The following is a 23,888-nucleotide window of genomic DNA, read 5'->3' as shown; positions in this document are numbered from 1 at the left end:
GCCGCCGCGCATGCGGGAGGATCGGCAGCGTCTCGACAAATGGCTCTGGTTCGCGCGCTTCGCGCGGACCCGTTCCCTCGCGGCGCGGCTGGCTTCGGACGGTTTCGTCCGGGTCAACGGCAGTCGGACCGAGAACCCGGCGAAGGGCATCGGCATCGGCGACGTCGTGACGGTCGCGGCGCCGCACGCGACGCTGGCGGTACGGGTGCTGGGCCTGGGGGTGCGGCGCGGGCCCGCTCCGGAGGCGCGCCTGCTGTACGACGATCTATCGGGGGGCTCCCTGCCGCAGGACCCGTCGCTGTGACGAGATCGGCGATGGCCGACGGCGGCGAGGCGAAGCTGCGGGACGTGGTCGAACTGGCAGGGACCGGCCGGCCATCAGGTCGGCCACCGCGTCATCCCCGGACTGCGGAGGTGGCCCCGAATTCCAGAACCACGCCGGGCATCCAGTGCGGCGCCGTCGGCGGATCTGAATACCGGGCTCGCCCGTCGTGCCTCACGAAGAGAGGGCCGCCGTCGCTGACCGCGTTCGTGTCTGGAAAGCCGCCGTCTCGGGAGTTGAAATCTTCGCCCCGCTGCGGCGCCCGCGCGCTTGTCAGCCCGTGAGGCACGGTCTAGAGCCGTGGCCTCCGAAGCCCGGCTCCGCGCCGAGCGTCACCGGCGTCCCGCTTACCGAGCGCCACCCGGGCGAGCGGACCGCTCCAGGGCTCCGCCCGGGCCAAGTCGTGTTTTAGGACGAAGACATCCGATGACCTACGTCGTCACCGACAATTGCATCAAGTGCAAGTACACGGACTGCGTCGAGGTCTGTCCGGTCGATTGTTTCTATGAAGGCGAGAACATGCTCGTCATCCACCCGGACGAGTGCATCGATTGTGGCGTCTGCGAGCCGGAATGCCCGGCCGAGGCGATCAAGCCGGACACCGAATCGAATCTCGACACGTGGCTGAAGTTGAACGCCGACTACGCAAAGTCCTGGCCCAACATCACGCAGAAAAAGGAAGCTCCCGCGGACGCCAAGGAGTGGGACGGCAAGAGCGGAAAGCTCGAGGCGCACTTCTCGCCGAACCCCGGCTCGGGCGACTGATCAGAGCGGACGGTCCTCACGATTTCGGCATCCCCCGCTCCGGGCCGGGCAGATCCGGGGACATCGTTCAGGACGGACACGGAATTTCGGAACGAAGAAGGCCTGCACAGCGCGAAGCCCTGATCCGCTCGAGGGGCATTTTTGTCCCGGCGCGCCAGTGTAAAACTCTTGGTCGCAGCGCTGAGCCCGCGCATGCGTCTTCAGGGATGCTTTGATCTGCGCGCCGGATTGTGGTAGACAATCCGCCTGCCGTCGCTCGCGCCTGACGTGCTTCCTCCAGCTGAAACACCTTCGATCTTCGTGGGTTAGGAGTGGTACGCGATCGACCGCCGAGGCACACTTCGGCGGACGATCCAGGCTTGTGCACGGCCGCGCCGGGGATGTCCTGGATTTCGCCTCGGGCGCGATCATGGGAAGCGGCGAGGCAAACCGGGTGTCCCGCCCGGAACAACACGGTTTCGCGCGGCGTCGAACGGCTGCGCGCCAGTGGAGGCCCTTCTCGCATGACCACAGCCAAGAAGACGACGACCGCAGGCCGGCAAGGTTTCAAGACCGGCGAGGCTGTCGTGTATCCGGCCCACGGCGTCGGTCGCATCACCGCGATCGAGGAGCAGGAGATCGCGGGCTACAAGCTTGAGCTGTTCGTTGTGTCGTTCGAGAAGGACAAGATGGTCCTGCGCGTCCCGACCGCGAAGGCCAACAGCGTGGGCATGCGCAAGCTGGCCGAGCCGGAGCTGGTCAAGAAGGCCCTGGATCTGCTGACCGGCCGCGCCCGGATCAAGCGGACCATGTGGTCGCGCCGCGCCCAGGAATACGAGGCCAAGATCAACTCGGGCGACCTGCTGGCCGTCACCGAGGTTGTGCGCGATCTCTACCGCTCCGAGGCCCAGCCCGAGCAGTCCTATTCCGAGCGGCAGCTCTACGAGGCGGCCCTGGACCGGATCGTCCGCGAGATCTCGTCTGTGAACCGCATCACCGAGACCGAGGCGCTGAAGCTGATCGAGCAGAGCCTCGCGAAGTCGCCCCGCCGGGCCAAGAGCGAGGCGGAGCCCGAAGCCGAGGGTGAGACCGACGGCGACGACATCCAGGAAGAGGCCGCCTGAGCCCTGCTCACGACGGCACGACCCTCGAACCCGGCCCTGGCGGCCGGGTTTTTTCTTGCTTCGTGCGGACTTGCCCACATGACCAAGGCGAATTTGGTCCGAACGGCACTGGACGATCCATCGCCCGAGCCCATGTCATCCCGATGGAACACGTGATCGTGGTCGATCCGCTGTCGCATTCTGGGGCAGTGACGCGGAACTTTCGTGTTTCGCCTTCCGTTGTCGGTTGCCTGGCGTCGCCCCTGGGAGGCGCCTGCGCGCCGGACTAGCAGGTCCGGCGCCGCAACAGCACTCGACAACAAGAGGCAGGCGGGATGGCTGAGATCGCGGGAATTCGACGGCAGTTCATTCGGACTGCGATGGAGGCGCCCTTCCTGGCGCGGGAGGAAGAGCGCGGCCTCGCCGTTCGCTGGAAGGATGACCGCGACGAGCGCGCCCTTCACCGCCTGATCTCGGCCCATATGCGCCTCGTCATTGCTCTGGCGGGGCGTTTTCGTCACTACGGTCTGCCGATGGCCGATCTCGTCCAGGAAGGTCATGTCGGCCTGATGGAAGCCGCCGCCCGGTTCGAGCCGGAGCGGGATGTCCGCTTCTCGACCTACGCGACGTGGTGGATCCGGGCCTCGATCCAGGACTACATCCTGCGCAACTGGTCGATCGTCCGCGGGGGCACCTCCTCCGCGCAGAAGGCCCTGTTCTTCAACCTGCGCCGGCTGCGTGCCCGCCTCATGCAATCCACCGAGGAGCATGTCGGCGACGAGATCCACCGCCGCATCGCCAGCGCCATCGGCGTCTCGCGGGACGATGTCGCCCTGATGGACGCGCGCCTGTCGGGCCCGGACATGTCGCTCAACGCCCCCGTGGGCGAGGACAGCGACGCCTCCTCGGAGCGGATGGATTTCCTGGTCGACGGCGCCGATCTGCCGGACGAGACCGTGAGCGCCACGGTGGACGGCGAGCGCCGCCTCGGCTGGCTCCAGCAGGCCCTGACAGTTCTGTCCGAGCGCGAGTTGCGCATCCTGCGCGAGCGCCGGCTCGCCGAGGATCAGGCCACCCTGGAAGCCCTCGGGCAGCGCCTCGGCATCTCGAAGGAGCGCGTCCGCCAGATCGAGAACCGGGCCCTGGAGAAGCTGCGCCGCGCCCTCGCCGACCGCTTCCCCGCCGCCACCGGCAGCCCCCATATCGGCTGAACCGAGGCGGAGAGACATCGGAACGAAGCCCGGCCCCGGCCGGGCTTTCGCGTTTCAGGGCGTCTCGGTTCCCGCCGTCATCGCGAGCAGCGAAACGACCCCAAGCCGCGGAACAGGCCCGAACGTGGCGCCGGCTCGGATCGCGTCGTTCCGCTCACGTAGACCGTCAAGTCCCCTGCACGGCCGCGCTGCTGCGCTCTTGCCGACGGCGCCTCCGTCCGGGCTCGGGCGTCGCATCGAGCCAGATCACGAGCGCCAGGGCGACGAGAGCCGGCACCCCAAGGGCGAGAAACGAGCCCGTCCAGCCGAACAGCCCGTAGGACAGGCCACCGTACCAGCCCGACAGGGCACCACCCACTCCCTGCACCGCGTTGACGCTGCCGAGCGCCGTCTGCGTGCGCCCGGATCCCCAGGTCAGGTCCGCGACGACCACCGGCACCGCGACCCCGACGATCCCGGAGGCCACGCCATCCAAGACCTCGGCGGCGATGAGCCAGACCGGATCGTCGATCAGGCCGGACAGGAGCGCCCGCACCGGCAGGACCGCGAAGGCGACCATCAGGAGCTGTCGCCGCCCGCGCTTGTCCGCGAGGGACCCGGCGAACAGCGCCACCGGCACCATCACCAGCTGCGCCACCATCACGTAGCGCGCCGTCCAAGTGGTGGCGTCGGCGGCGGTGGCCACGAGCTTCTGGCCGAGCAGCGAGAGCATGCCGCCATTGCCGAGATTGAACAGCGTCAGCGCCACCGTGAGCACGAGGAGCCGGCGATTGCCCAGGACCTGTCGCAGGCCGCTGCGCGCCGGCTCGTCCTCCTCGTCCTCCTTCCAGCCGACCGCGCGACGTCGGTTCCAGGCCCTGGCCGGTGTCGTCAGTGTTGCGACGATCGCCGCGACCGCCATTCCGCCCAGCACCCAGAAGGCGATCGCAGGCCCGAACGTGGCGGTGCCCAGGCTGATGCCGCCGGCAGCGACGAGGATGCCGACGTGGTTGAAGGCTTGGTTGCGGCCCTGCTGCTTGGGAAACTGGTCCTTCCCGACGATCCCCAGGGTCAGGGCTGCCACCGCCGGCAGCAGCAGCGTGCCGCCGGCCGCAGCGAGGAGTTGCGCGGCCAGCACGGCCGGCAGGCTTCTGGCCGGAAGCAGCAGCAGCGTGCCGGCCAGGATCGCGCCGCAGGCGAGCCCGATCAGCAGGCGGGGCCGGGGGTACCGGTCGACCAGGGCGCCGAAGGGGCCGCTGAGGAACAGCGTGCCGAATCCGACCAGGGTGATGACGAACCCGATCCGGGCCGGACTCCACCCGGCAGATTGCGCCAGCCATGTTCCGAGAAACGGTCCCAGGCCGCCCTGGATGTCTCCGATGAACAGATTGATCAGGGCGAGGTGAGCGGTGGGAGCCATGCGATCCTGGAGCCGTAGCGGGCCCCGCACCTGGACTCGGGACCCGCCACGGTCAAGCCCGGAACGGCAGTGCCGCACCCCGGATCCGACAGCTCCTGTGCGCTCGGGATCGGGTTCCCGCCCGACCAGAGCCCGCTCCCGACGGACCGCTGCTTCGGCGAGATCTCGCTGTGGGCTCGAAGGTGCCGCATCACCACGAGGCCGGTGGTCGGAGAGGGGCGATTTCGGCGCCTGGACTATCCGCCACCGTCGAGGCCGGGCTCGCCGTGGCCGCGCGCCGCGGAGACTGGCACGCTGTCCGGCCAAGCCGAGTTACCGCGGAGCTGGATCGTGCTGCGCGCTCCCCGTCTCGACGGGCGCCCCGCGAATGCCCTGCGCGCTCGCGGCGGCTCCTCGCGGCAACGGCCGCTGACGCGCCGCCAGGCGCGACTTCAGGAGGCCAGCGGACCCTGCGCGCCCTGCTGCTCCACCATCCGCTGGCGGTAGAGGCTGACGAAGTCGATCGGATCGATGTACAGGGGCGGGAAGCCGCCGTTGCGTACCGCCTCGGCCACGATCTGGCGCGCGAACGGGAAGAGCAGGCGCGGGCACTCGATCATCACGGCCGGATGAATCTGGTCGGCCGGGATGTTCACCAGGCGGAACACGCCCGCATAGGTCACCTCGAAGGCGAACAGCACATCGTTCTGGACCTTGGCGTCGCCCTCGAGCTTGAGTTCGACCTCGAAATCCGTCTCCGAGAGCTGCGACGCGTTGACGTTCACCTGGATGTTGATCTGCGGTCCCTGCCCCTCCTTGGGCTGCAGGGAACGCGGCGCGTTCGGGTTCTCGAAGGACAGATCCTTCGTGTACTGCGCCAGGGCGTTGATCATCGGAGCATCGCCCTGCGGCATGCCGCCGCCGTTGCCGTTCGCTGCCGGAGAGTCGGCCATGCGGATCATCCTTCTCGATCAGCCGGCGAGGCCGGCGCGGGTTTTCTCAGCGGGAGCCGCCGGAACGCGCCGCGGAACTACCCAAACCGCAGGGCCGCTAACACGCGCATCGTGCCTGGACAAGCGAGCTGGCGTGGCGCTGGCGACGGCGGCACCCGCGACCCATATCCGATGCGGGAACGCGTTTTGCTCGGGGACAACCGGCTCGCCCCCGGCGCGTTGGTCGGATATGAGTCGCCAGGACCCATGCGCGCTTAGCCGGCGCCGCACCGCGCAGGACTTGAGCAAGGGGCACAGGGTCCCACCGCGGCCACCATCGGATCGGTGATGCAGGACAGTTTCGACGTTACGACGATCATCTTTCTCGCGCTCGCGGTCTTCGTGATCTGGCGTCTGCGCTCCGTGCTCGGCCAGAAGACCGGCGCAGAACGCTCGCCGTTCAAGCCCGTCGATCGCAGCCGCACCGAGCCCCAGACGCGGACGGACGGGGACAATGTCGTGCGCCTGCCCGGCGCTGACCGGGTGCAGCCCGCCTCGGCCCCCGCCGCCGCGCCGCGCGACTGGCGCGGCATCGCCGAGCCCGGCTCGGAGGTGTCCCGCGGGCTGGAGGCCTGCGTGCAGGCGGAGCCGAGCTTCGATCCGCGGGCTTTCCTGGAGGGTGCCAAGTCCGCCTACGAGGCCATCATGATCGCCTTTGCCAAGGGCGACAGGAAGACCTTGCGCGGACTCCTGTCCAAGGAGGTCGGCGAGGCGTTCGAGCGGGCCATCGCCGAGCGCGAGCGCAACCGGCAGACCTTGGAGACCACCTTCGTCTCTATCGACAAGGCCGAGATCGTCGCCGTCGAGGTGCGCAACCGCGTCGCACAGATCACCGTGCGCTTCCTGTCGAACCTGATCACCGCCACCCGCAATGCCGAGGGCAAGGTCGTGGATGGCAGTGCCGAGACCGTGGTCGAGGTGCCCGACGTCTGGACCTTCGCCCGCAGCCTGGGCTCCCGCGATCCGAACTGGCAGCTCGTGGCCACCGAGGCCGGCGCCTGACTTCGTGACAGCCTTGCCGTGCCGATCCCGCGTGCTTGGTCCGGAATCGTCCCGGCCGTCCTCCTCGCCCTGCTGACTCAAGCATCGACCGCCGCCCCTCAGCGGGTCGGCGGCGCGGTCCTGACGCCCGTCGCCCCCGAGACGCTGCCGGGCTTTCCCGGTCCGGAGTCTGCTGCGGCGCTGGACGCCTTTCGCCGCGTCTGCGCCGCGCCACCGCCCGCCCTGCCGCAGCCGGCGGGCGTCGCGGGCGATCCCGCCGCCCTGGCCGAGGCCTGTGCGGCGGCCGCGGGCGACCGGAGGGATGCCGCCGCCTTCTTCCGGGAGCATTTCGACGCCTTCCGCGTCGAGCGGCCCGGTTCCGAGCGCCCCGGCTTCCTGACCGGCTACTTCGAGCCGGAACTGACGGGCTCCCTCGAGCCGGGGCCGAATTTCACTGCACCGGTCCTGGCCCGCCCCGACGACCTCGTCTCCCTCGGCCCCGGAGAGACCCGGCCGGGTCTGGACCCCGACCTGCGGGCCGCCCGCGCCACTGCGGACGGCTTCGCGCCCTATCCCGATCGGGCCGCGATCGAGGACGGGGCGCTGGGATCGAGGGCGCGGCCGATCCTGTGGCTGCGCGATGCCGTCGACCTGCTGGTCCTGCAGGTGCAGGGCTCCGGACGCGTCCGCTTGCCGGACGGGCGCGCCGTGCGGGTCCTGTACGACGGACGGAACGGACGGCCCTACACGGCGGTGGCCAAGCTGATCGTGCAGGAGGGGCATCTGCCGCTGGAGGGCCTGACCCTGGCCCGCTGGACGGGTTGGCTGCGCGAGCACCCGGACATTGCCCGGCGGCTGATCCGTGCCAATGCCTCCTACATCTTCTTCCGCCTCGCCGAGGTGGCGGATCCCACCCTCGGCCCGCCCGGGGCCGCCAACGCGCCGCTCAGCCCCGGCCGCAGCTTGGCCGTCGATTCGACCCTGTGGCGCTACGGGCTGCCGTTCTGGCTCGCGGGACCGCTTCCGGGCGCGGCGCCGGGCGAGACCGGACGGATGGTCGTCGCCGCCGATACGGGTTCGGCCATCGTCGGACCGGCCCGCGGCGACCTCTTCGTCGGGACCGGCGATGAGGCCGGCGTCGCAGCCGGGAACCTGCGCGACGCCATCGGTTTCGTGGTGCTGCTGCCGAAACGCCTCGCCCTCCGCGGGGACGCGCCGTGAGAGCGCCGCGCCGCGGGCGGCGCCTCACCGCCGGCGAGGCGCGGCTCTGGGACGCGATCGCCAAGCTGGTCACACCGCTGCCGGGCCGCGCACCGCCAGTTCCCGAGACCGCCCCCGCCCCGGCGAGCCCAACCGCCACCATGCCGGCGCTGACGGCCCCGATCCTGAAGCCGAGCGCGCCGCCGGTCGCCAAAAGGCCGCGCGCGAAAACCCCGCCGAAGCCGGCGCCCGAGCCGCCGCGGCCGGCGACCGCCGCACCCTACCAGGCGCCGCCCCAGCGCCACGCCCCGAGCCCGGGCCTGGAGCGGACCGCAAAGGTCGGTCTGCGCCGCGGGCGATTGGCGATCGAGGCGCGGATCGACCTTCACGGGATGGTGCAGGCGGAAGCCCACGCCGCGCTCACGGGTTTCCTGCTGCGGGCGCGGGCCGCCGGCCATGCCTACGTGCTGGTGGTCACGGGCAAGGGCGGGCCGGGCTATTCGGAGGCCTTCGCCGAGCGCGGGGTTCTCCGCCGCAGCGTCCCGCACTGGCTGCGCGGTCCGGATTTGCGCGGGATCGTCGTCGGCTTCGAGGAGGCCGCCCGCCATCATGGCGGCGGCGGCGCGCTCTACGTCCGGCTGCGGCGGCGCTAGCGGGCGGGGACGCGGACCCGGCGCAGGAACCGGCCGCGCGACATCGGCGCCGTTGCCATGGCGCCCGTCCCCGCCGATATCCGGGACGGGCGCGCGAGGCGCCGCACAGGCAAGCCGCGAGAGAGATGCCCGAGCTTCCCGAGGTCGAGACGGTCAGGCGGGGTTTGGCCCCCGCCATGGTCGGCGCCCGTTTCAGCCGCATCACCCTGCGGCGGCCCAACCTGCGCTTCCCGTTTCCGGATCGGTTCGCCGCGCGGCTGGAGGGACGGGCGGTCACGAGCCTCGCCCGCCGGGCGAAATACCTCACCGCCGACCTCGATTCGGGCGAGACGCTGATCATGCATCTCGGCATGAGCGGCCGGTTCGACGTGGCGCTTCCCGACGGCCGCAATCTGTCCCCCGGGGACTTCTACCTGGAGGGCGCATCGGGCACACCCAAGCACGACCATGTGGTGATGGCGATGAGCACCGGCGCCACCGTCACCTACAACGACGCGCGCCGCTTCGGCTTCATGGACCTCGTGCCGAGCCGCGATCTCGCCGCCTGTCGCCACTTCGCCAGGATGGGGATCGAGCCCCTCGACGGGCTCACCGGAGCGGTGATCGCGCGGCTCTTCCGCTACAAGATCGCGCCGCTGAAGGCCGCGCTGCTGGATCAGCGTCTCATCGCCGGCCTCGGCAACATTTACGTCTGCGAGGCCCTGCACCGGGCGCGCCTTCACCCGGAGGCCCCGGCGGGCAGTCTCGCGAAGCCTGACGGTCGCTCGACACCGAAGGCCAACGCCCTGGCGAAGGCGATCGTGCAGGTTCTCGAGGAGGCGGTGGCGGCCGGCGGCTCCACCCTCCGCGACTACGCCCACACGGATGGCAGCGCCGGCGCCTTCCAGCACGCCTTCCGGGTCTACGACCGCTTCGGGCTGCCCTGCAGCCGGCCGGGCTGCGGGGGATCGGTCGCCCGGATCGTCCAGGCCAACCGCTCGACGTTCTACTGCGCGACCTGCCAACCCCAGGCCTGAGCACGACGAACCGACGTCACTGCAGCGCGAGACGGCATTTTCGCCACAAACCCGACTAGGGTCTCAGGCCTCGACGTGCGCACCCGGTCGCGGGCAGCCGATCCCGGCCCGCGACGCGTGACGGGTCGCACGGGCCCAGACAGGATCCCGATGTTCTTCCGCCGCTCCAAGTTGCCCGCGCCCGAGCGCATCACGCAGGATCCGACGGATGAGCCGGCGCTGCCGCAGCGGCTCTCGCCGCGCTCGCCCGGCGAGGCGATCAAGCCCACCGTCGCGCCTCCGCCTCCGGAGAAGCCCGAGCGCGAGCGGAGCGGGTTCGTGGGCCTCGTCAGCGGGGCGCTGACCTTCGCGGTGGTCATCGCCATCGCGGCGATGATCAGCATCACCCTGTTCCAGCGGCAGGTGCGCGAGCCGGGCCCGCTCGCGGCCGACAAGGTCGTGGTCATTCCCACACATAGCGGCACCGGCGAGATCGCCGAGACCCTGAAGCGCGAGGGCGTGATCGACCATACCGGCCTGTTCGAGTTCGCCGCGCGCTTCGGCGGCCGTCCGGCGCTGCGGGCCGGCGAGTACGTGTTCAAGGCCCATGCCAGCATCGCCGACACCCTCGACACCATCGCCACCGGCCGGCAGGTGCAGCACGCCATCACGTTCCCGGAGGGCCTGACCTCCGAGCAGATCGTGGGCCGCCTCAACGACAACGACGTGCTCACCGGCGAGATCAACGAGATCCCGCCCGAGGGTTCGCTCCTGCCCGACACCTACAAGTTCGAGCGCGGCGCCACCCGCCAGCAGATCGTCAACCTGATGAAGGCCAAGCAGCGCGAGGTGCTGAACCAGATCTGGCTGCGGCGCAGCGCCGACGTGCCGGTGCGGACCCCGGCCGAGATGGTCACCCTGGCCTCCATCGTCGAGAAGGAGACCGGCCGCGCCGACGAGCGCCCGCGCGTGGCCGGCGTGTTCATCAACCGCCTCAACAAGCGGATGAAGCTGCAATCCGACCCGACGATCGTCTACGGTCTCGTGGGCGGCCGCGGCACCCTCGGACGGGGCATCCTGCGCTCCGAGATCGATCGGCCGACGCCCTACAACACCTACGTGATCGAGGGCCTGCCCCCGGGCCCGATCGCCAATCCCGGCAAGGCCGCCCTGGAGGCGGTGGCCAACCCGTCGCGGACCAAGGATCTCTACTTCGTGGCCGACGGAAGCGGCGGACACGCCTTCGCCGACTCGCTCGAAGGGCACCAGCGCAACGTCGCCCGCTGGCGCGCGGTGGAGAAGAGCCGTCAGGCGCCGCCGGACGCCGTCGACAAGGTCGAGCCGGGTCCGGATCCGGCGACGCCCGGGCGCGCCTCGGCCTACGCGCCGGGCGGTATCCCCGCCTCGAACGGCGTCAACACCAACGCGGCCTTCGCCCTCGACACCGGCACGCCGGGCTCGCGCGCCTTCGACGCCTCCGAGGGCACGCGCCTCGATCCGCTGAAGAACCGCAGCTACGACCTGGGTTCGCCCAAGACCGTTCCGGCGCTCAGCGAACCGACTGCGGCGCCGCGCGGACGACGCTGACCTTCGCCCGGGGGTCCGCGGCCGCGCCGGTCCGAGCCTCCTGTATGGAACGCTGTATCCGCGCAGCGTTCCGTGAGACGAGGAGAGACCCGTGCCCAAGATGATCTTCGTGAACCTGCCCGTCGAAGACGTCGAGCGCTCGGCCGGCTTCTACGCGGCGCTCGGTGCGACACGGGACGCCCGTTTCTCCCAGCCTGGCACGGCCGCCGCGATGGTGTTCTCCGACGCGATCGTGGTCATGCTGCTCAGCCACGCGCATTTCGCCGGGTTCTCCCCCCGTCCGATCGCCGACGCGCGGTCCGCCACCGAGGTGCTGGTCTGCCTGTCGGAGGAGAGCCGCGCGGCCGTCGATGCCAGCGTGGACCGGGCCGTCGCCGCCGGGGGGCGCGCCGACCTCCGGCCGAAGCAGGAGATGGGCGAGGTCATGTACGGCCGGACTCTCGAGGATCTCGACGGCCACGTGATCGAGCTGATGTGGATGGACGTCGCGGCCATGACGGCGGCCATGACGAAAGACCAACCGACGGCGTGATCCGGGGCGCCGCGCCCCCGTGCCGGCGCCGCGACGCGCGTCATCCGCGGCCCGACCGGTCGACCGGCCTCTTCCCCCCGCTGAGATCCGTGCTACAGGCCCCGATCTTTTGAGGGACGGGGGTCGCCATGGCCCAGATCGCGAGCATGACGGGCTTCGCCCGGACGGCGGGGACCGCCGGGCCGGTGCACTGGGCCTGGGAGGTCCGCAGCGTCAACGGGCGCGGGCTCGACGTGCGCACCCGCGTGCCGTCGGGCTATGACGGACTCGGCGAGACCGCCCGCACCGCGCTCCAGAAGACGCTGACGCGCGGCCAGTGCCAGCTGACCCTGACGCTCACCAAGCCGGACAGCACCGCCCGGGTGCGGATCAACGAGGCCCTGCTGGCGAGCCTCGCGCAGGCGGTCGCCCGGGTCCCTGTTCCTGAGGGCGTGGCGCCCGCCACCCTGGATGGCCTCCTCAACGTCCGCGGCGTGATCGAGGTCGAGGACGAGGCTGCGGACACCGACACCCTCGCCCACGATCTCGCGGCGGGCGTGGTCCGGCTGGTCGCGGATCTCGTCGAGGCCCGCCGCGCCGAGGGGCGCCAGCTCGAGCAGGTCGTCACCGGACAGGTCGACCGGATCGCGGCCCTGACCGAGGCCGCGGAGGAGAACCCGGCGCGCCAGCCCGAGGCGGTGCGGGCGCGACTGATGGCGGCGGTCGAGGCGCTCGGCGGCAGCGGCCTCGATCCCGACCGCCTGCATCAGGAGGCCATGCTGCTCGCCGGCAAGGCGGATGTCCGCGAGGAGCTGGACCGGCTCCGCGCCCACGTTGCCAGCGCCCGCGAACTCCTGGCGGTGGGCGGCGCGATCGGTCGCCGGCTCGATTTCCTGGCCCAGGAATTCGGCCGCGAGGCCAACACGCTCTGCGCCAAGGCCAACGACATCAGCCTGTCGCGGATCGGGCTCGACCTGAAGGCCGTGGTCGAGCAGTTCCGCGAGCAGGTCCAGAACATCGAATGACGGGACCAACCATGAGGGTACGGATGCGAAACGCCGGGGAGCCACGCGCATGACCGAGCCGGCCGGGAGCGTCTCCGACCCCATCGCGCGGCGCGGGTTGATCCTGATCCTGTCCTCGCCCTCCGGGGCGGGCAAGACCACCCTGACGCGGGCGATCGCGCAGGATCCCGCCTGGGCGCTCGACCTGTCGATCTCCGTGACCACCCGGGCCCGGCGGCCCTCCGAGATCGACGGGCGGCACTACCACTTCATCGAGCGCGAGGCCTTCGATGACCTGCGCAGCCGCGACGACCTGCTCGAATGGGCCGAAGTCCACGGCAATTTCTACGGGACACCCCGCCGGCCGGTGGAGAAGGTGCTCGGGGCCGGCCGGGACATGATCTTCGACATCGACTACCAGGGGACCAGGCAGGTGCGCTCTAAGCTCGCCCAGGATGTCGTGACCGTCTTCATCCTGCCCCCCAGCATGGCCGAACTGCGCCAGCGCCTGGAGCGCCGGGCGGAGGACTCGGCCGAGACGATCGAGAAGCGCCTCTCCAACGCGCGGACGGAGATCCAGCGCTGGGTCGAGTACGATTACGTCCTCGTCAACGACGACCTGCAGAACGCCTTCCGCTCGCTCCAGGGCATCCTGGCGGCCGAGCGGCTGAAGCGGGCGCGCCGGACCGGCCTCGCCGGGTTCGTCGAAGGGCTGCTAGCCGAGACGCCATAGGGCCCAGTCCTGCCTCAGCTTTTACAAGGTGTGGGGTGGGGCAGGCAGCATCGTACGGAGCCGTGTCTGCGCTGCCCCTTTTCCGGACGCCTGGAAGGCAGCGGAGGGTGATCCGGGACCCGGCAAAAGACGCCGCGCAGCGTCCATCTGGAACCTATCGGGCCGCTATCGCGGCGCTTCGTGTGCTGGGTCACGGAGCAGGCTCCGCTTCGCTCCATCTGTCCGGGAACGGCGCGCGTCATACGGGTGCAGCCGCCGACCACCGCGAAAGGGCTGATCCGCCCCCCCGACCTACCGCCGGATCAGCACAACCCCACCCACCAGCAGCACGATCCCGATAAGCCGGGGCAGGTCGATCGGCCGCTGCGCGAGGCCGAGAAGCCCGACCTGATCGAAGACGACCGACGCGAGCATCTGACCTGTCACCAGCAGGGCGAAGAAGGTCGCGGCGCCGAGCTTCGGGACGAGCAGGATGGCGAGCCCGATGAAGAGTGCGCCGAACAGGCCGCCGCTCCAGGTCCACCACGGAACCCGCGCCGCCAGGCTCGTTGCCGGCACGGGGTCGCGCAGGGCCACGGCCAGGAGCGCCATGCAGGTCAGGCCGACGAAATAGCTCGAGAACCCGGCCCAGGAGGCGGAGTCCAGCTCTGCCCGCAGATTGGCGTTCAGGATCTGCTGCAGGACGAGCCCGGCGCCCGCCAGTATGGCGAGGAGCGCGGAGACCGCGAAGGCGAGCATGGTCGGCCCTTTCCGAGGGATGATCGAGTGCTCATTGACACAGGCATTGTGCCATGCCGTCAAATGACACAATGGCCCGAGTCCATGCGAGATCGGCATGATCAATCCGGCGCATCTGGACCTGTTTCGTGCGGTGATACGGCACGGCGGCATGACCCGGGCGGCCGCAGCTCTGAAGATCGGCCAGCCTCAGATCAGCCGCGCCGTCGCGCAGTTGGAGGCGGAACTCGGCTTCCCGCTCTTCGTCCGCGGCCACGGCAGCGCGGTACCGACGCAGGAGGGGGAGGCTTTCGCCCACGAGGTCGCGCAGACCTTCGCAGGCCTCGACCACCTGCAGCAGGCCGCGCGCCGCATCCGGGATCGCGGGACGGGCTCTCTGCGCGTGGCCTGCCAGCCGTCCCTGGCGTCCCGGCTCTTGCCGAGGGCGATCCGCGGCCTCGATGCCGAGTGCCCGGGCCTGCGCATCGCGGTCCATGTGCCGAGCCCGGACACAATCTGGTCCTGGACGGCGTCCGGTCAGTGCGACCTCGGCCTCGCGCGGCCGCGATCCGGCTATACCGGGGTGACGGCCGAGCCGTACCTCACGACGATGGCCGTCTGCGCGCTGCCGCGGCGGCACACCCTCGCCGACAGGCGCGTCGTGACCGCAGCGGATCTGGCCGGCGTGCCGCTGATCTCAGCCGGATCGAGCGCAGTCCAGGCGGCGACGGAGGCCGCCTTCGCGGCCGCCGGAGTGGTTCCGCACTTTGCCCTGATGGCCGAATACACGGCCGCACGCTGCGGCTTGGTCGCCGAGGGTCTCGGCGGCGCCATCGTCGATCCCGTCCCCGCCCGGGAGTTGACCGGCCTGCCGATCGTCCTGCGGCCGTTCCGGCCCGGGATCCCGATCGAGACCCTGCTGCTGCGCCCCGCCGGACGGCCGCCCAGCCGCCTCGCAGAACGCTTGATCGCCCATCTGATGCTGGCGCGGGACGGGCTGCGGTGAGCGGCCCTGTCAGGCGGTCGGCGCCGGGCAGAGCCATCCGCGCATGGCCGCGAACGTAGTCACGGCCGCTCCGGTGAGGGAGGCCTCCGCCTCGGGATCATCCGCGAAGCGTTCGAGGCGCGAGCGGAAGGCGGTCCACATCGCGCCGGCCGCGGCACCGTGGGCCCGGTAATAGGCGAGCCCGTCGTTCGAGAATCCGTGCAGCCCGGCTATGTGCCGGCCGATCAGCTGGCCGCCCAGCGTCGAGCCTTCCAGCACGTAGAGCGCGCCGGTCGCCGCGGCGGGATCGGCCAGGACATGAGGCGCCGGCCGCGGGAGCGCCGCGACCGCGCCCGGCGCCAGACCGAGATGGTCGAGGTCGGCGGCCAGACGGGTGAGGCGGCGGCGCGGCGCGAGGAACGCCTCGTCGGCGAGCCCTAGCCCGATGGTCGCTTCCCACACGGCGTGGAAGCCGTAGAGCCGCGCCAGCAGGTCGCGGTAGCCGGACAGCGTCGCCACCCGCGCTCGCCAGTCGAGGTCGTCCTCAAGGGCTTGGTGGGCCGGCGCGGTCGCCGCGCGCAGGCGGGCATGCAGGTTGGCGCGCTCCATCGCGGTGGACGGGCTCATGCGGTGATCGTGAAGCAGGCGCCGGGATTGTTGGCGACGTCGAGCTTGGCGTTGATCTGGTCCAACATTGCCCGGATGAGCTTCATGCCGAGACCCGATCCCTTGCCGCGGGCCTTGGCGTCGGCCCAGTCGTCGGGCAGGCCACCGCCGTCGTCGCAGACGCGGAGCTGCACCTCGCCGGGGCCGGAGGCCGAGACGCTGACCTCGACCCGGCCGCCGCCGGCCGGGTTCGCCGCGTACTTGAAGGCGTTGGTGACAAGTTCCGTGGCGATCAGCGAGAGGGCCACCGCCTTGCGGTAGGGCACCATCAGCCCCGGCTCGGCGGTGAGGTCGACGGCATGGCCGTCGCCCGCCAAGCCGGCGAGGTCGTTGCACAGGCTCTCGATGGTCTGGCCGAGATCGACCTCGTCGACCCGCTCGGCCTGATACAGGCTGTCATGCACGCGCGCGACGCTCATCACCCGCGCGGAGGTGTCGGCGAAGGCCTGCCGCGCGTCGCCGTCTGCGATCTGGCGGCGCTGCATCTGCAGGAAAGCCGAAACGATCTGGAGGGAATTCTTGACCCGGTGGTCGATCTCCCGGGTCAGCAGGTCCTTCTGTTCGAGGAGCCGCTCCTTCTCGGCGAGCAGGCTGGTCAGTTCGTCGATCTTGCGGCGCTGCCGCAGCACGACGCCCTCCACGGCCTCCGCCAGGGAGCCGGCAAGCTGGATCTGCCAATCGGCCCACGGGCTGGCGAAGCCGGTGCGCTCCTCGATCCAGCGCTCGAAGGACCGCCGCGGGAGGACCGCCACCGGGCCGCTGCCCGCCAGCACCGGCTTGCGCGGATCGCCGCCCCAGGTGACCGTGCTGGGGACTTCGGGACGGAACCAGAGCAGCAGGTTCTCGCGCGACTCGTCCACGAAAGCGGCGAGCAGGCCGCTGGCGATCTCCCGGTGGAGAGCAGCTTTCGGATACTCGGCGGAGAAGTTGTTGCTGCTGTAGCCGCCCTCGCTCGCCGGCACGCGATCCCGCAGCCAAGCCGCGATCGCCGTCACCGCCTTGGCCGGCGGCGTCCGGCCGATCAGCGTGACCCGCCCGCCCGAGACGATGCCGGCCCCGGTGGCGCTGAACAGGTCGAGGAGCGTGGTCGCTCCGGTGGTCAAGGCAGCCACGAAGTCGTCGGAGCGGGTCAGCCCGCGGACCAGCCGCCCCTCGACGTCGAGATGGGCCTGCCGCTCTTCCCAGAGACGGCGCGACTCGATTTCCTGCACCCGCATGGCGAAGGCGTCGGTCAGGACCGTCGCGGCGGAGCGGGTCTCCGGCGTGACATAGTGCGGGCGGCGATGATGTCCGATCATCAGGCCCCAGAGCCGGCCCTCGACCATGATCGAGATCGACATCGAGCCGTTCACGCCGAGGTTGCGCTGATACTCCAGGTGGATCGGCGAGAGCGTCCGGTGCTGCGCGAAGGTCAGGTCGAGGGGGGCGTTGCCGCCCCCCGGGGCGGCCACCAAGCCGACCGGCACGCTGTCGCGGTCGATCACGAAGCGGCTCTTGGCCTTCGTATAGAGGGCGCGGGCCTGGGCGGGGATGTCGGAGGCGGGAAAGCGCAGACCGAGGAGACTGCGCGACCAGTCGGGCGCCTTATCCTCGGCCACCGCCTCGCCGTTCCAGTCGGTGTCGAAGCGGTAGACCAAAACCGCCTCGAACCCGGTGAGCGCCCGGATCTCCAGGGCCGCGATCCGGGCGGCGTCCGCCAAGCTCCCGGCCTCGCGCAGGCGCCCGACGGCGAGTTCGGTATCAACCTGACTCGCGGTCGCGAAATCGTCGTCGGAATCCGGTTCGAGTTCCAGCTCGACGATCAGGCGCCCAGCATGGGCGTGGGCGACGGCGTGGTAGGTCGCGCCGGAGCCTAGAAACGTGATCCGGCGCCGGAGCGAGCGGCCGTCTTCCAAGGTCCCGCCTCCGAGCCGGACCCGGATCGCCGCGACGAAATCGGCCGGCAGCACGTCGGCCAGGGGCCGACCAGCCAGCGGCGGCTCGACCGGATCGACGATCTCGGAGACGTTGGCCGAATAAGCCTGCACGTGAAGGGTCGCGGCATCGGCGGCCAGCATCACGGCGTTGGGCTGGATCGAGCCCGGAATGTGGATCGGCTCGCGCTCGCAGAGGCTGGCATCCACCGGCTCGGCGCGGACACGCCGCCCGATCGCCGCCATCACGGCCTCGCGCGACAGGCCAGCCCCGAGGCTCTCAAGCGGGTCGATCGTCAGCCACGTGACCGGCTGGGTGCCCGCGACCTGACCATGGCGCATGCGGACCCGGGCACGCAGAGGCTGCGGAAGCCGGCCGAAGACGTAATCGAAGCTTTCGTCCAGGCCCCCCCGGCGGGCACCCGCCAGGAAACGGCCGCGGAAGCCCGGCACGTTCGTGCCCGGCATCACGTCGCGGAAGTAATCGCGCCCGAGCACCGCCTCGCGCGACAGACCCGAGATCGAACTGGCACCTTCGCTGAAAACCACGACGCTGCCGGCCGGATCCAGGCCGATCACGCCCTGATCCAAGCGGTCGAGTTCGTCGAGGGCGAGCGCATCAAGGTCGATGCCGCTATCTGGGGTCTGGCTCGGCGGCATCAGAAATAGAACCAGCTCATTCAGACGGGTATGGCGGTCGGATCGACCAAGCGCAATGATTGTGGTCGCGACAAGATCAACGCGTTCAAATCTTTCGCTGGACGTCCGACAGGGCGCTCATAAGCCCCTCTTCCATTGTCGGATGATAAGTCGGCCACGCTTCCAGGCTCGGAACCGACAAGCCCTGAGCAACAACATAAATCAATAAATGCGCAAGATGCTCCACGGCCGGTCCGAGCATTTCGCCGCCCAGCAACCGGCCGCCGCGATCGGCCCAGATGCGGATGCCGCCCTGGTTCAGCCCCTCGACCCGGGCTCGCCCCTGGTCTGAGAAGTCCATCGTTCCGACCACGCGGTCCGCGGCATCCGGGTCGTAGGGCGCGCCGATCACGGCGGCCTGCGGATGGGTGAAGACCATGGCGAAGCTCGGCCAAGGATCGGGACTTGCGACCGGTCGCCCTGCCGCGAGGGCCGCCGCGTTGGCCCCAGCAATCTCCCCCTGCCGGCTCGCTTCGTGCAGCACCGGCCGCCACGCGTCCGCGTCACCGGCGATCAGGATCTGCCCGCCCGCGCAGACCAGACTGCACCGATCGAAATCCGGCACACCGCCCTTTCCAGGGCGCAGGCCGGCCGCCTCAAGTCCAAGGCCCGCGAGATTGGGGGACCGGCCGGCCGCAGCGAGGACGCGCGACGCGCGCGTCACCTGTGCGCGCCCTGCGCGATCCGTCCAATCGAGGCGCACACCATCACCGTCCGGGGCCGCAGCCTGAACCTTAGCACCGAGCTGGAGGTCGAACTCGGCGCCGAAGATCTCGGCCGCCTGGCGTGCCAGGGCGGGCTCGGACAGACCGGCAACGGTCTCGCCCGCATCGATCACCGTGACGGCGACGCCGAGCCGCGCCATGGCCTGCGCGATCTCGATACCGACCGCTCCGGCGCCGAGGACCGCGAGCGAGTCCGGCAGATCGGGGATCTCGAACAGGGTGTCGGTGGTCAGGAGACGATCGTCGAGCGCGCGCAGCGGCTCCGGCACGACCGGGCTCGACCCCGTGGCGATGACGGCGGCCCGGAAGCGGACGCGCGTGTGATCGTCAATGATGAGCGTCCGCGTGTCCTGGAAGCGGGCGCTTCCGGCGATCCGACTCTCGTCAGGGAGTTCGTCCAGGCCCTCGAACACGCTCCCGACGAACCGGTCGCGCTCGGCGCGCAGGCGCTTCAGGACGGCCGGGCCATCCACCACGACGTCCGACACCCGGATTCCGAACAGCGCGGTGTTGCGCGCCGCGTGGGCCGCCGAGCCGGCGGCGATCAGCAGCTTGGACGGCATGCAGCCCACGCGCGCGCAGGTAGTACCGCCGGGGCCGCGCTCGATCAGCACGGCCCGCGCGCCGGCCGCGGCGGCCGCACGGTATGCCGCGATACCGGCCGTGCCGGCGCCGATCACCGCCACATCGTAGTCGAGTTCGCGCATTGCCGCCCCGGATCGCCCGCGGGGCCAAAGTCCTACGGCTCAGGTTCGTTCCACCTGCGCGCACGCGCCTCAGGCGTGATCACGCATCAAGTTCGGACTCGTCGGGCGGCGCAAAGGTCTTGGCGGACCATAGCCCCACGCGTCCCCCTCGCTTCTCTGCGGGGGAGAGAGCGATGCGCTCGAATCCGCCAAGCCTCGGGCCTCACGCCCCGCGGTTCGGAGCGGTCCCGCCGAGATGGAACACGCGGTGGGGCACCAATTCGCCGCGTTCCACGTCGCCGACGGCCACCAGGATGCCCGCGCAGGTCGCGAAAGCCTTGCCCTCCACAGGCGCGTCGCGGCCCCGCAGGATGACCGGCTGCCCGCGCATCAGGCGCAGGCCCAGATCGCGGGAAACGGCGACTTCCGGGATCGCGTCAAGGGCCGTCTCCACCGGGCGCAGGTAGGTCATCGCGGCCTCGGGGCTGCCTTCCGTGAGGGCGCTGACCGGACAGGCCTCGGCCTCCGAGAAAGGACCGACACGGGTCCGACGCAGGGCCGCGACATGGCCGTAGCAGCCGAGCATACGGCCGAGGTCGCGGGCGAGCGCGCGGACGTAGGTGCCCTTGCCGCACTCGGCCTCGATCACGGTGCGCTCGCCGTCATGCTCCATCACCGCGAGTCGGTCGATCTGCACCGGCCGCGCGACCAGCTCCACGGTCTCGCCCTCGCGGGCGAGGTCGTAGGCGCGTTCGCCCTGGATCTTGATGGCGGAGTAGCGCGGCGGCACCTGCTCGATCGCCCCGACGAAGGCCGGCAGCGCCGCCTCGACCGCCGCGCGGTCCGGGCGGGCATCGCTGGTGGCGACGGCGCGCCCCTCGGCATCGTCCGTATCGGTCTCGACGCCCCACTGAACGGTGAAGCGGTAGGCCTTGCGGCCGTCCATGACGAAGGGGACGGTCTTGGTCGCCTCACCGAGCGCGATCGGCAGGATGCCGGACGCGAGGGGATCGAGGGTGCCGGCATGCCCGGCCTTCTTGGCGTTGAAGGCGCGCTTCACCACGGCGACAGCGTGGGTCGAGGTCATGCCGACATGCTTGTCGAGGATCACCCAGCCCGAGACGTCGCGGCGCTTGGGCCGGTCCGGGCGCGGGCCGCGCTGCGGGCGGCGGCCCTCCGGGCCCCGACGCTCGGCGCTCGGAACCGCGGGAGGACGCTCGCCGTGCGAATGATCGTCGATGGAAACCGTCATGTCCTCGTGTCCCGCGGGGCTGAGCCCCGTCCCCTTGCATTCGGTGTTCGGGATCAATGCCCCGATCCGGTCTCCGGTTCGTCCGCGTCCCGGCCGTGATCGAGATCCCGCTGCACGCGCTCGTCGCGCAGCAGACGGTCGATCCGCGCCGCCTCGTCGAAGGTCTCATCGCGCCGGAATCGCAGCTCCGGCGCGAATTTCAGGTTCACCCGCCGCGCCACCTCCTGGCGCAGCACCTTCCGGTGGCGCTCCAGGGCGGCGATCACCGGCGCCTCGTCGAGGCCGCCGAGGGGCATCACGTAGGCGGTGGCGAGCTTCAGGTCTGGCGACATCCGCACCTCTGGAACGGTCACGACATGCGTACCGAGCACAGGATCCTGAATGTCGCCGCGCTGCAGCACCTCGGCCAGGGCGTGACGGATGAGTTCGGCCACGCGCTGCTGACGCTGCGAGGGGCCGGTGGATGTCGGTTTCTGGGCCATTGCGTCTCGGGCCGAACCGCGTGGGCGGCCGGCTCACGTCCTGAAAAAAGAAAGGACGGCCGCGGCTGGTGCCGCGACCGCCCTGTCCGGACGGATCCGGACCGTCAGAGCGTGCGGCGGATCTCCTCGACCCGGTAGCACTCGATCGTGTCGCCCGCGCGCATGTTCTCGAAGTTCTCGAAGGCCATGCCGCACTCCTGTCCGGAGGTGACTTCCTTCGCGTCGTCCTTGAAGCGCTTGAGCGTCTTCAGCTTGCCCTCGTGGATCACCACGCTGTCGCGGATCAGGCGGACATGGGCGCCGCGCTCCACGATGCCGTCGGTGACCCGGCAGCCGGCGACCTTGCCGACCTTCGAGACCTCGAAGACTTCCTGGATGGTTGCCTCGCCGAGGCGCTCCTCCCGCAGGGTCGGCGGCAGCATGCCCGACAGCGTGGCTTTGATGTCGTCCACGAGGTCGTAGATGATGTTGTAGTACCGGATCTCGATGCCGGCCCGCTCGGCGGCCTCGCGGGCCTCCTTGTGGGCGCGCACGTTGAAGCCGATGACCACCGCCTTCGAGGCCTGCGCCAGGGTGATGTCCGATTCGGTGATGCCGCCGACGCCCGACAGGAGGATGCGGGCCGCGACCTCGTCGTTGCCGAGCTTCTCCAAGGCGCCCGAGATCGCCTCGACCGAGCCCTGCACGTCGCCCTTGATGACGACCGGCAGCTCCTTGCGGCCGGCGCCCTCCTTAAGGTCGCGCATCATGTCGACCAGCGAGCGGTTGGCGCCGCCGGTGCGGGCGTTCTGACGCTCGCGCTTCTGGCGGGCGCGGTATTCGGTGACCTCGCGGGCGCGGGCCTCGTTGGGCACCACGATGACGCGGTCGCCGGCATCCGGCGTGCCGTTGAAGCCCAGCACCTCCACGGGGACCGAAGGACCCGCGTACTGCACGTTCTCGCCGAGATCGTCGATCAGGGCGCGCACGCGGCCCCACTCCGCGCCCGCCACGACGATGTCGCCGGTGAACAGGGTGCCGCGCTGGACAAGGACCGTGGCCACGGGACCGCGGCCGCGGTCGAGCTGGGCCTCGATCACCGTGCCCTCACCGTCGCGCTTCTCGTTGGCGCGCAGGTTCATGATCTCGGCCTGGATCTGGATGCCGTCCAGCAGCTCCGCGAGGCCGGCGCCGGTCTTGGCCGAGACTTCGAACTCCAGGGTCTCGCCGCCCATCGACTCGACCTGAATGTCGTGCTGCAGCAGTTCCGTACGGACCCGCTCGGGCTTGGCATCCGGCTTGTCGATCTTGTTGACCGCGATGATCATCGGGACACCAGCCGCCTTGGCATGCTGGATGGCCTCGATGGTCTGGGGCATGACGCCGTCATCGGCCGCCACCACGATCACCACGATGTCGGTGACCTTGGCGCCGCGGGCACGCATCGACGTGAACGCCGCGTGGCCGGGCGTGTCGATGAAGGTGATCATGTCGCCGGACGGGGCCGCGACCTGATAGGCGCCGATGTGCTGGGTGATGCCGCCGGCCTCGCCCTCGACCACGTTCGCCTTGCGGATCGCGTCGAGCAGCGACGTCTTGCCGTGGTCGACGTGGCCCATGATGGTGACCACGGGCGGACGGGGATCGAGATCCTCCTCCAGATCCGGCTCGTCGGAGGAGAGACCCTCCTCGACATCGGATTCGGCGACGCGGCGGACCGTGTGGCCGAGTTCCTCGGCGATGAGCTGGGCGGTGTCCGAGTCGATCACGTCGGTGATCTTGTGGATCTGGCCCTGCTTCATCAGCAGACGGATCACGTCCACGGCCCGCTCCGACATGCGGTTGGCGAGTTCCTGGATGGTGATCGTCTCGGGAATCGTCACCTCGCGGGACAGCTTCTCCTTCTGCTCCACCTGGCCGCGGCCGCTCATCCGCTGCTGGCGGCGGCGGAACGACGCCACGGAGCGCGTGCGCTCCTCCTCGCCGGAGGTCGCGTTGGCGATGGTCAGACGGCCGCGGTTGCGGTCGCCGCCGGGCGACTTCGGCGTCTTGGGCGGCGTGATGATCTTGAGCGGCATGCCGGGACGGCGGATCACCCGCTTCGTCTCCGACTCGTCGTCGTTGGTCTGGGCGCCGCGGCCCGCGGGACGCGCCGTCGCGGCCGCCCCGGCGGGACGGGCGGCGGTGGCCGGCGTCGCGCTCTTCTCCGGCTCCGGCGGCGCGGCCGGGCGGGCCATGAAGTTGAGGTCGCGGGGCTTGCGCGTGTCCGCGGTGATGGTCTTGCGCGGCTCGCCCGTCGAAGGACGCGGCGTCAGCGGCGGGCGCGGCGCGGCAGCGGCCGGCGCGGCCGCAGGGCGGGCAGCGGCGGCA

The 23,888-nt window shown here is 70.6% G+C and carries 22 protein-coding genes; 13 read left to right on the top strand and 9 right to left on the bottom strand.

Translation table 11 applies throughout. The annotated features are described in order from the left end of the window. The first annotated feature begins 10 nt into the window (after positions 1-10). From ACLBX9_RS13805 to ACLBX9_RS13790, 4 genes are all read left to right on the top strand, one after another. Entirely contained in the window at positions 11-304 is a 294-nt protein-coding gene (locus ACLBX9_RS13805) for an RNA-binding S4 domain-containing protein (protein WP_447719322.1), read from the top strand. A gap of 444 nt (positions 305-748) precedes the next feature. Then, entirely contained in the window at positions 749-1,087 is a 339-nt protein-coding gene (gene fdxA / locus ACLBX9_RS13800) for a ferredoxin FdxA (protein WP_010687071.1), read from the top strand. A gap of 503 nt (positions 1,088-1,590) precedes the next feature. Next, complete coding sequence (locus tag ACLBX9_RS13795) at positions 1,591-2,190, top strand: CarD family transcriptional regulator (protein WP_010687070.1); 600 nt, start codon at positions 1,591-1,593, stop codon at positions 2,188-2,190. A 314-nt stretch (positions 2,191-2,504) separates the two neighbouring features. Further along, a complete protein-coding gene (locus ACLBX9_RS13790; protein ID WP_010687069.1) occupies positions 2,505-3,380 on the top strand; it encodes an RNA polymerase factor sigma-32 in 876 nt (291 codons plus the stop codon). Between the two features lie 166 nt (positions 3,381-3,546). Here the strand turns inward: ACLBX9_RS13790 and ACLBX9_RS13785 are convergent, their stop codons facing one another. Next, on the bottom strand, positions 3,547-4,779 hold the full coding sequence (locus tag ACLBX9_RS13785) for an MFS transporter (RefSeq protein WP_447719321.1): 1,233 nt from the start codon (positions 4,777-4,779) through the stop codon (positions 3,547-3,549). A gap of 431 nt (positions 4,780-5,210) precedes the next feature. Beyond that, on the bottom strand, positions 5,211-5,711 hold the full coding sequence (secB, locus tag ACLBX9_RS13780) for a protein-export chaperone SecB (RefSeq protein ID WP_010687067.1): 501 nt from the start codon (positions 5,709-5,711) through the stop codon (positions 5,211-5,213). A 327-nt stretch (positions 5,712-6,038) separates the two neighbouring features. Between secB and ACLBX9_RS13775 the strand changes: the two genes are divergently transcribed. The 8 genes from ACLBX9_RS13775 to gmk all read left to right on the top strand — a co-directional run bounded on the left by ACLBX9_RS13775 (position 6,039) and on the right by gmk (position 13,414). Further along, positions 6,039-6,752 carry a Tim44/TimA family putative adaptor protein gene (locus ACLBX9_RS13775; RefSeq protein ID WP_010687066.1) on the top strand — a complete coding sequence of 238 codons (714 nt, stop codon included), beginning with the start codon at positions 6,039-6,041 and terminating at the stop codon, positions 6,750-6,752. An 18-nt stretch (positions 6,753-6,770) separates the two neighbouring features. Further along, a complete protein-coding gene (gene mltA / locus ACLBX9_RS13770; RefSeq protein ID WP_447719320.1) occupies positions 6,771-7,952 on the top strand; it encodes a murein transglycosylase A in 1,182 nt (393 codons plus the stop codon). Next, positions 7,949-8,584 carry a Smr/MutS family protein gene (locus ACLBX9_RS13765; RefSeq protein ID WP_010687064.1) on the top strand — a complete coding sequence of 212 codons (636 nt, stop codon included), beginning with the start codon at positions 7,949-7,951 and terminating at the stop codon, positions 8,582-8,584. The genes mltA and ACLBX9_RS13765 overlap by 4 nt, the downstream gene beginning before the upstream one ends. 125 nt (positions 8,585-8,709) lie before the next feature. Then, positions 8,710-9,600: a bifunctional DNA-formamidopyrimidine glycosylase/DNA-(apurinic or apyrimidinic site) lyase gene (gene mutM / locus ACLBX9_RS13760; protein WP_447719319.1), complete on the top strand. Its 891-nt coding sequence runs from the start codon at positions 8,710-8,712 to the stop codon at positions 9,598-9,600. Positions 9,601-9,750: 150 nt separating this feature from the next. Further along, on the top strand, positions 9,751-11,166 hold the full coding sequence (gene mltG, locus ACLBX9_RS13755; RefSeq protein WP_447719318.1) for an endolytic transglycosylase MltG: 1,416 nt from the start codon (positions 9,751-9,753) through the stop codon (positions 11,164-11,166). A gap of 91 nt (positions 11,167-11,257) precedes the next feature. After that, complete coding sequence (locus ACLBX9_RS13750; protein ID WP_010687061.1) at positions 11,258-11,698, top strand: VOC family protein; 441 nt, start codon at positions 11,258-11,260, stop codon at positions 11,696-11,698. A gap of 128 nt (positions 11,699-11,826) precedes the next feature. Then, positions 11,827-12,702, top strand: a complete 876-nt coding sequence (locus ACLBX9_RS13745; protein ID WP_447719317.1) for a YicC/YloC family endoribonuclease — start codon at positions 11,827-11,829, stop codon at positions 12,700-12,702. Positions 12,703-12,751: 49 nt separating this feature from the next. Then, a complete protein-coding gene (gene gmk / locus ACLBX9_RS13740) occupies positions 12,752-13,414 on the top strand; it encodes a guanylate kinase (RefSeq protein WP_010687059.1) in 663 nt (220 codons plus the stop codon). 291 nt (positions 13,415-13,705) lie between these two features. Here the strand turns inward: gmk and ACLBX9_RS13735 are convergent, their stop codons facing one another. Further along, positions 13,706-14,152: a DMT family transporter gene (locus ACLBX9_RS13735; RefSeq protein WP_010687058.1), complete on the bottom strand. Its 447-nt coding sequence runs from the start codon at positions 14,150-14,152 to the stop codon at positions 13,706-13,708. A gap of 97 nt (positions 14,153-14,249) precedes the next feature. Between ACLBX9_RS13735 and ACLBX9_RS13730 the strand changes: the two genes are divergently transcribed. After that, on the top strand, positions 14,250-15,137 hold the full coding sequence (locus tag ACLBX9_RS13730; protein ID WP_447719316.1) for a LysR family transcriptional regulator: 888 nt from the start codon (positions 14,250-14,252) through the stop codon (positions 15,135-15,137). A 9-nt stretch (positions 15,138-15,146) separates the two neighbouring features. Here the strand turns inward: ACLBX9_RS13730 and ACLBX9_RS13725 are convergent, their stop codons facing one another. From ACLBX9_RS13725 to infB, 6 genes are all read right to left on the bottom strand, one after another. Next, entirely contained in the window at positions 15,147-15,743 is a 597-nt protein-coding gene (locus ACLBX9_RS13725; RefSeq protein ID WP_244625500.1) for a biliverdin-producing heme oxygenase, read from the bottom strand. Beyond that, entirely contained in the window at positions 15,740-18,355 is a 2,616-nt protein-coding gene (locus ACLBX9_RS13720) for a histidine kinase dimerization/phosphoacceptor domain -containing protein (protein ID WP_447719315.1), read from the bottom strand. Before ACLBX9_RS13720 ends, ACLBX9_RS13725 begins: the two co-directional genes overlap by 4 nt. An 85-nt stretch (positions 18,356-18,440) precedes the next feature. After that, on the bottom strand, positions 18,441-19,826 hold the full coding sequence (locus ACLBX9_RS13715; RefSeq protein WP_447719314.1) for a dihydrolipoyl dehydrogenase: 1,386 nt from the start codon (positions 19,824-19,826) through the stop codon (positions 18,441-18,443). 202 nt (positions 19,827-20,028) lie between these two features. Next, the gene (gene truB, locus ACLBX9_RS13710; RefSeq protein WP_010687053.1) at positions 20,029-21,057 is read right to left on the bottom strand and encodes a tRNA pseudouridine(55) synthase TruB; all 1,029 of its coding nucleotides are present in this window, start codon (positions 21,055-21,057) and stop codon (positions 20,029-20,031) included. 53 nt (positions 21,058-21,110) lie between these two features. Continuing rightward, a complete protein-coding gene (gene rbfA, locus ACLBX9_RS13705) occupies positions 21,111-21,539 on the bottom strand; it encodes a 30S ribosome-binding factor RbfA (RefSeq protein WP_010687052.1) in 429 nt (142 codons plus the stop codon). Positions 21,540-21,643: 104 nt separating this feature from the next. Then, positions 21,644-23,888 (bottom strand): translation initiation factor IF-2 (gene infB / locus ACLBX9_RS13700; protein WP_447719313.1); only part of this gene is annotated, 2,245 nt, incomplete at its 5' end.

The organism is Methylobacterium sp. A49B (assembly GCF_053346215.1).
The sequence above is the reverse complement of the archived record's forward strand: the minus strand, read 5'-3'. Positions and strand labels throughout refer to the sequence as shown.

Coding starts and splice junctions, on each gene's coding strand:
- ACLBX9_RS13715 (WP_447719314.1), bottom strand. CDS start 19,826: ATGCGCGAACTCGACTACGATGTGGCGGTGATCGGCGCCGGCACGGCC.
- mltG (WP_447719318.1), top strand. CDS start 9,751: ATGTTCTTCCGCCGCTCCAAGTTGCCCGCGCCCGAGCGCATCACGCAG.
- mutM (WP_447719319.1), top strand. CDS start 8,710: ATGCCCGAGCTTCCCGAGGTCGAGACGGTCAGGCGGGGTTTGGCCCCC.
- ACLBX9_RS13785 (WP_447719321.1), bottom strand. CDS start 4,779: ATGGCTCCCACCGCTCACCTCGCCCTGATCAATCTGTTCATCGGAGAC.
- fdxA (WP_010687071.1), top strand. CDS start 749: ATGACCTACGTCGTCACCGACAATTGCATCAAGTGCAAGTACACGGAC.
- ACLBX9_RS13730 (WP_447719316.1), top strand. CDS start 14,250: ATGATCAATCCGGCGCATCTGGACCTGTTTCGTGCGGTGATACGGCAC.
- ACLBX9_RS13720 (WP_447719315.1), bottom strand. CDS start 18,355: ATGCCGCCGAGCCAGACCCCAGATAGCGGCATCGACCTTGATGCGCTC.
- secB (WP_010687067.1), bottom strand. CDS start 5,711: ATGGCCGACTCTCCGGCAGCGAACGGCAACGGCGGCGGCATGCCGCAG.
- ACLBX9_RS13790 (WP_010687069.1), top strand. CDS start 2,505: ATGGCTGAGATCGCGGGAATTCGACGGCAGTTCATTCGGACTGCGATG.
- rbfA (WP_010687052.1), bottom strand. CDS start 21,539: ATGGCCCAGAAACCGACATCCACCGGCCCCTCGCAGCGTCAGCAGCGC.
- ACLBX9_RS13735 (WP_010687058.1), bottom strand. CDS start 14,152: ATGCTCGCCTTCGCGGTCTCCGCGCTCCTCGCCATACTGGCGGGCGCC.
- ACLBX9_RS13795 (WP_010687070.1), top strand. CDS start 1,591: ATGACCACAGCCAAGAAGACGACGACCGCAGGCCGGCAAGGTTTCAAG.
- gmk (WP_010687059.1), top strand. CDS start 12,752: ATGACCGAGCCGGCCGGGAGCGTCTCCGACCCCATCGCGCGGCGCGGG.
- ACLBX9_RS13805 (WP_447719322.1), top strand. CDS start 11: ATGCGGGAGGATCGGCAGCGTCTCGACAAATGGCTCTGGTTCGCGCGC.
- ACLBX9_RS13745 (WP_447719317.1), top strand. CDS start 11,827: ATGGCCCAGATCGCGAGCATGACGGGCTTCGCCCGGACGGCGGGGACC.
- ACLBX9_RS13775 (WP_010687066.1), top strand. CDS start 6,039: ATGCAGGACAGTTTCGACGTTACGACGATCATCTTTCTCGCGCTCGCG.
- truB (WP_010687053.1), bottom strand. CDS start 21,057: ATGACGGTTTCCATCGACGATCATTCGCACGGCGAGCGTCCTCCCGCG.
- ACLBX9_RS13725 (WP_244625500.1), bottom strand. CDS start 15,743: ATGAGCCCGTCCACCGCGATGGAGCGCGCCAACCTGCATGCCCGCCTG.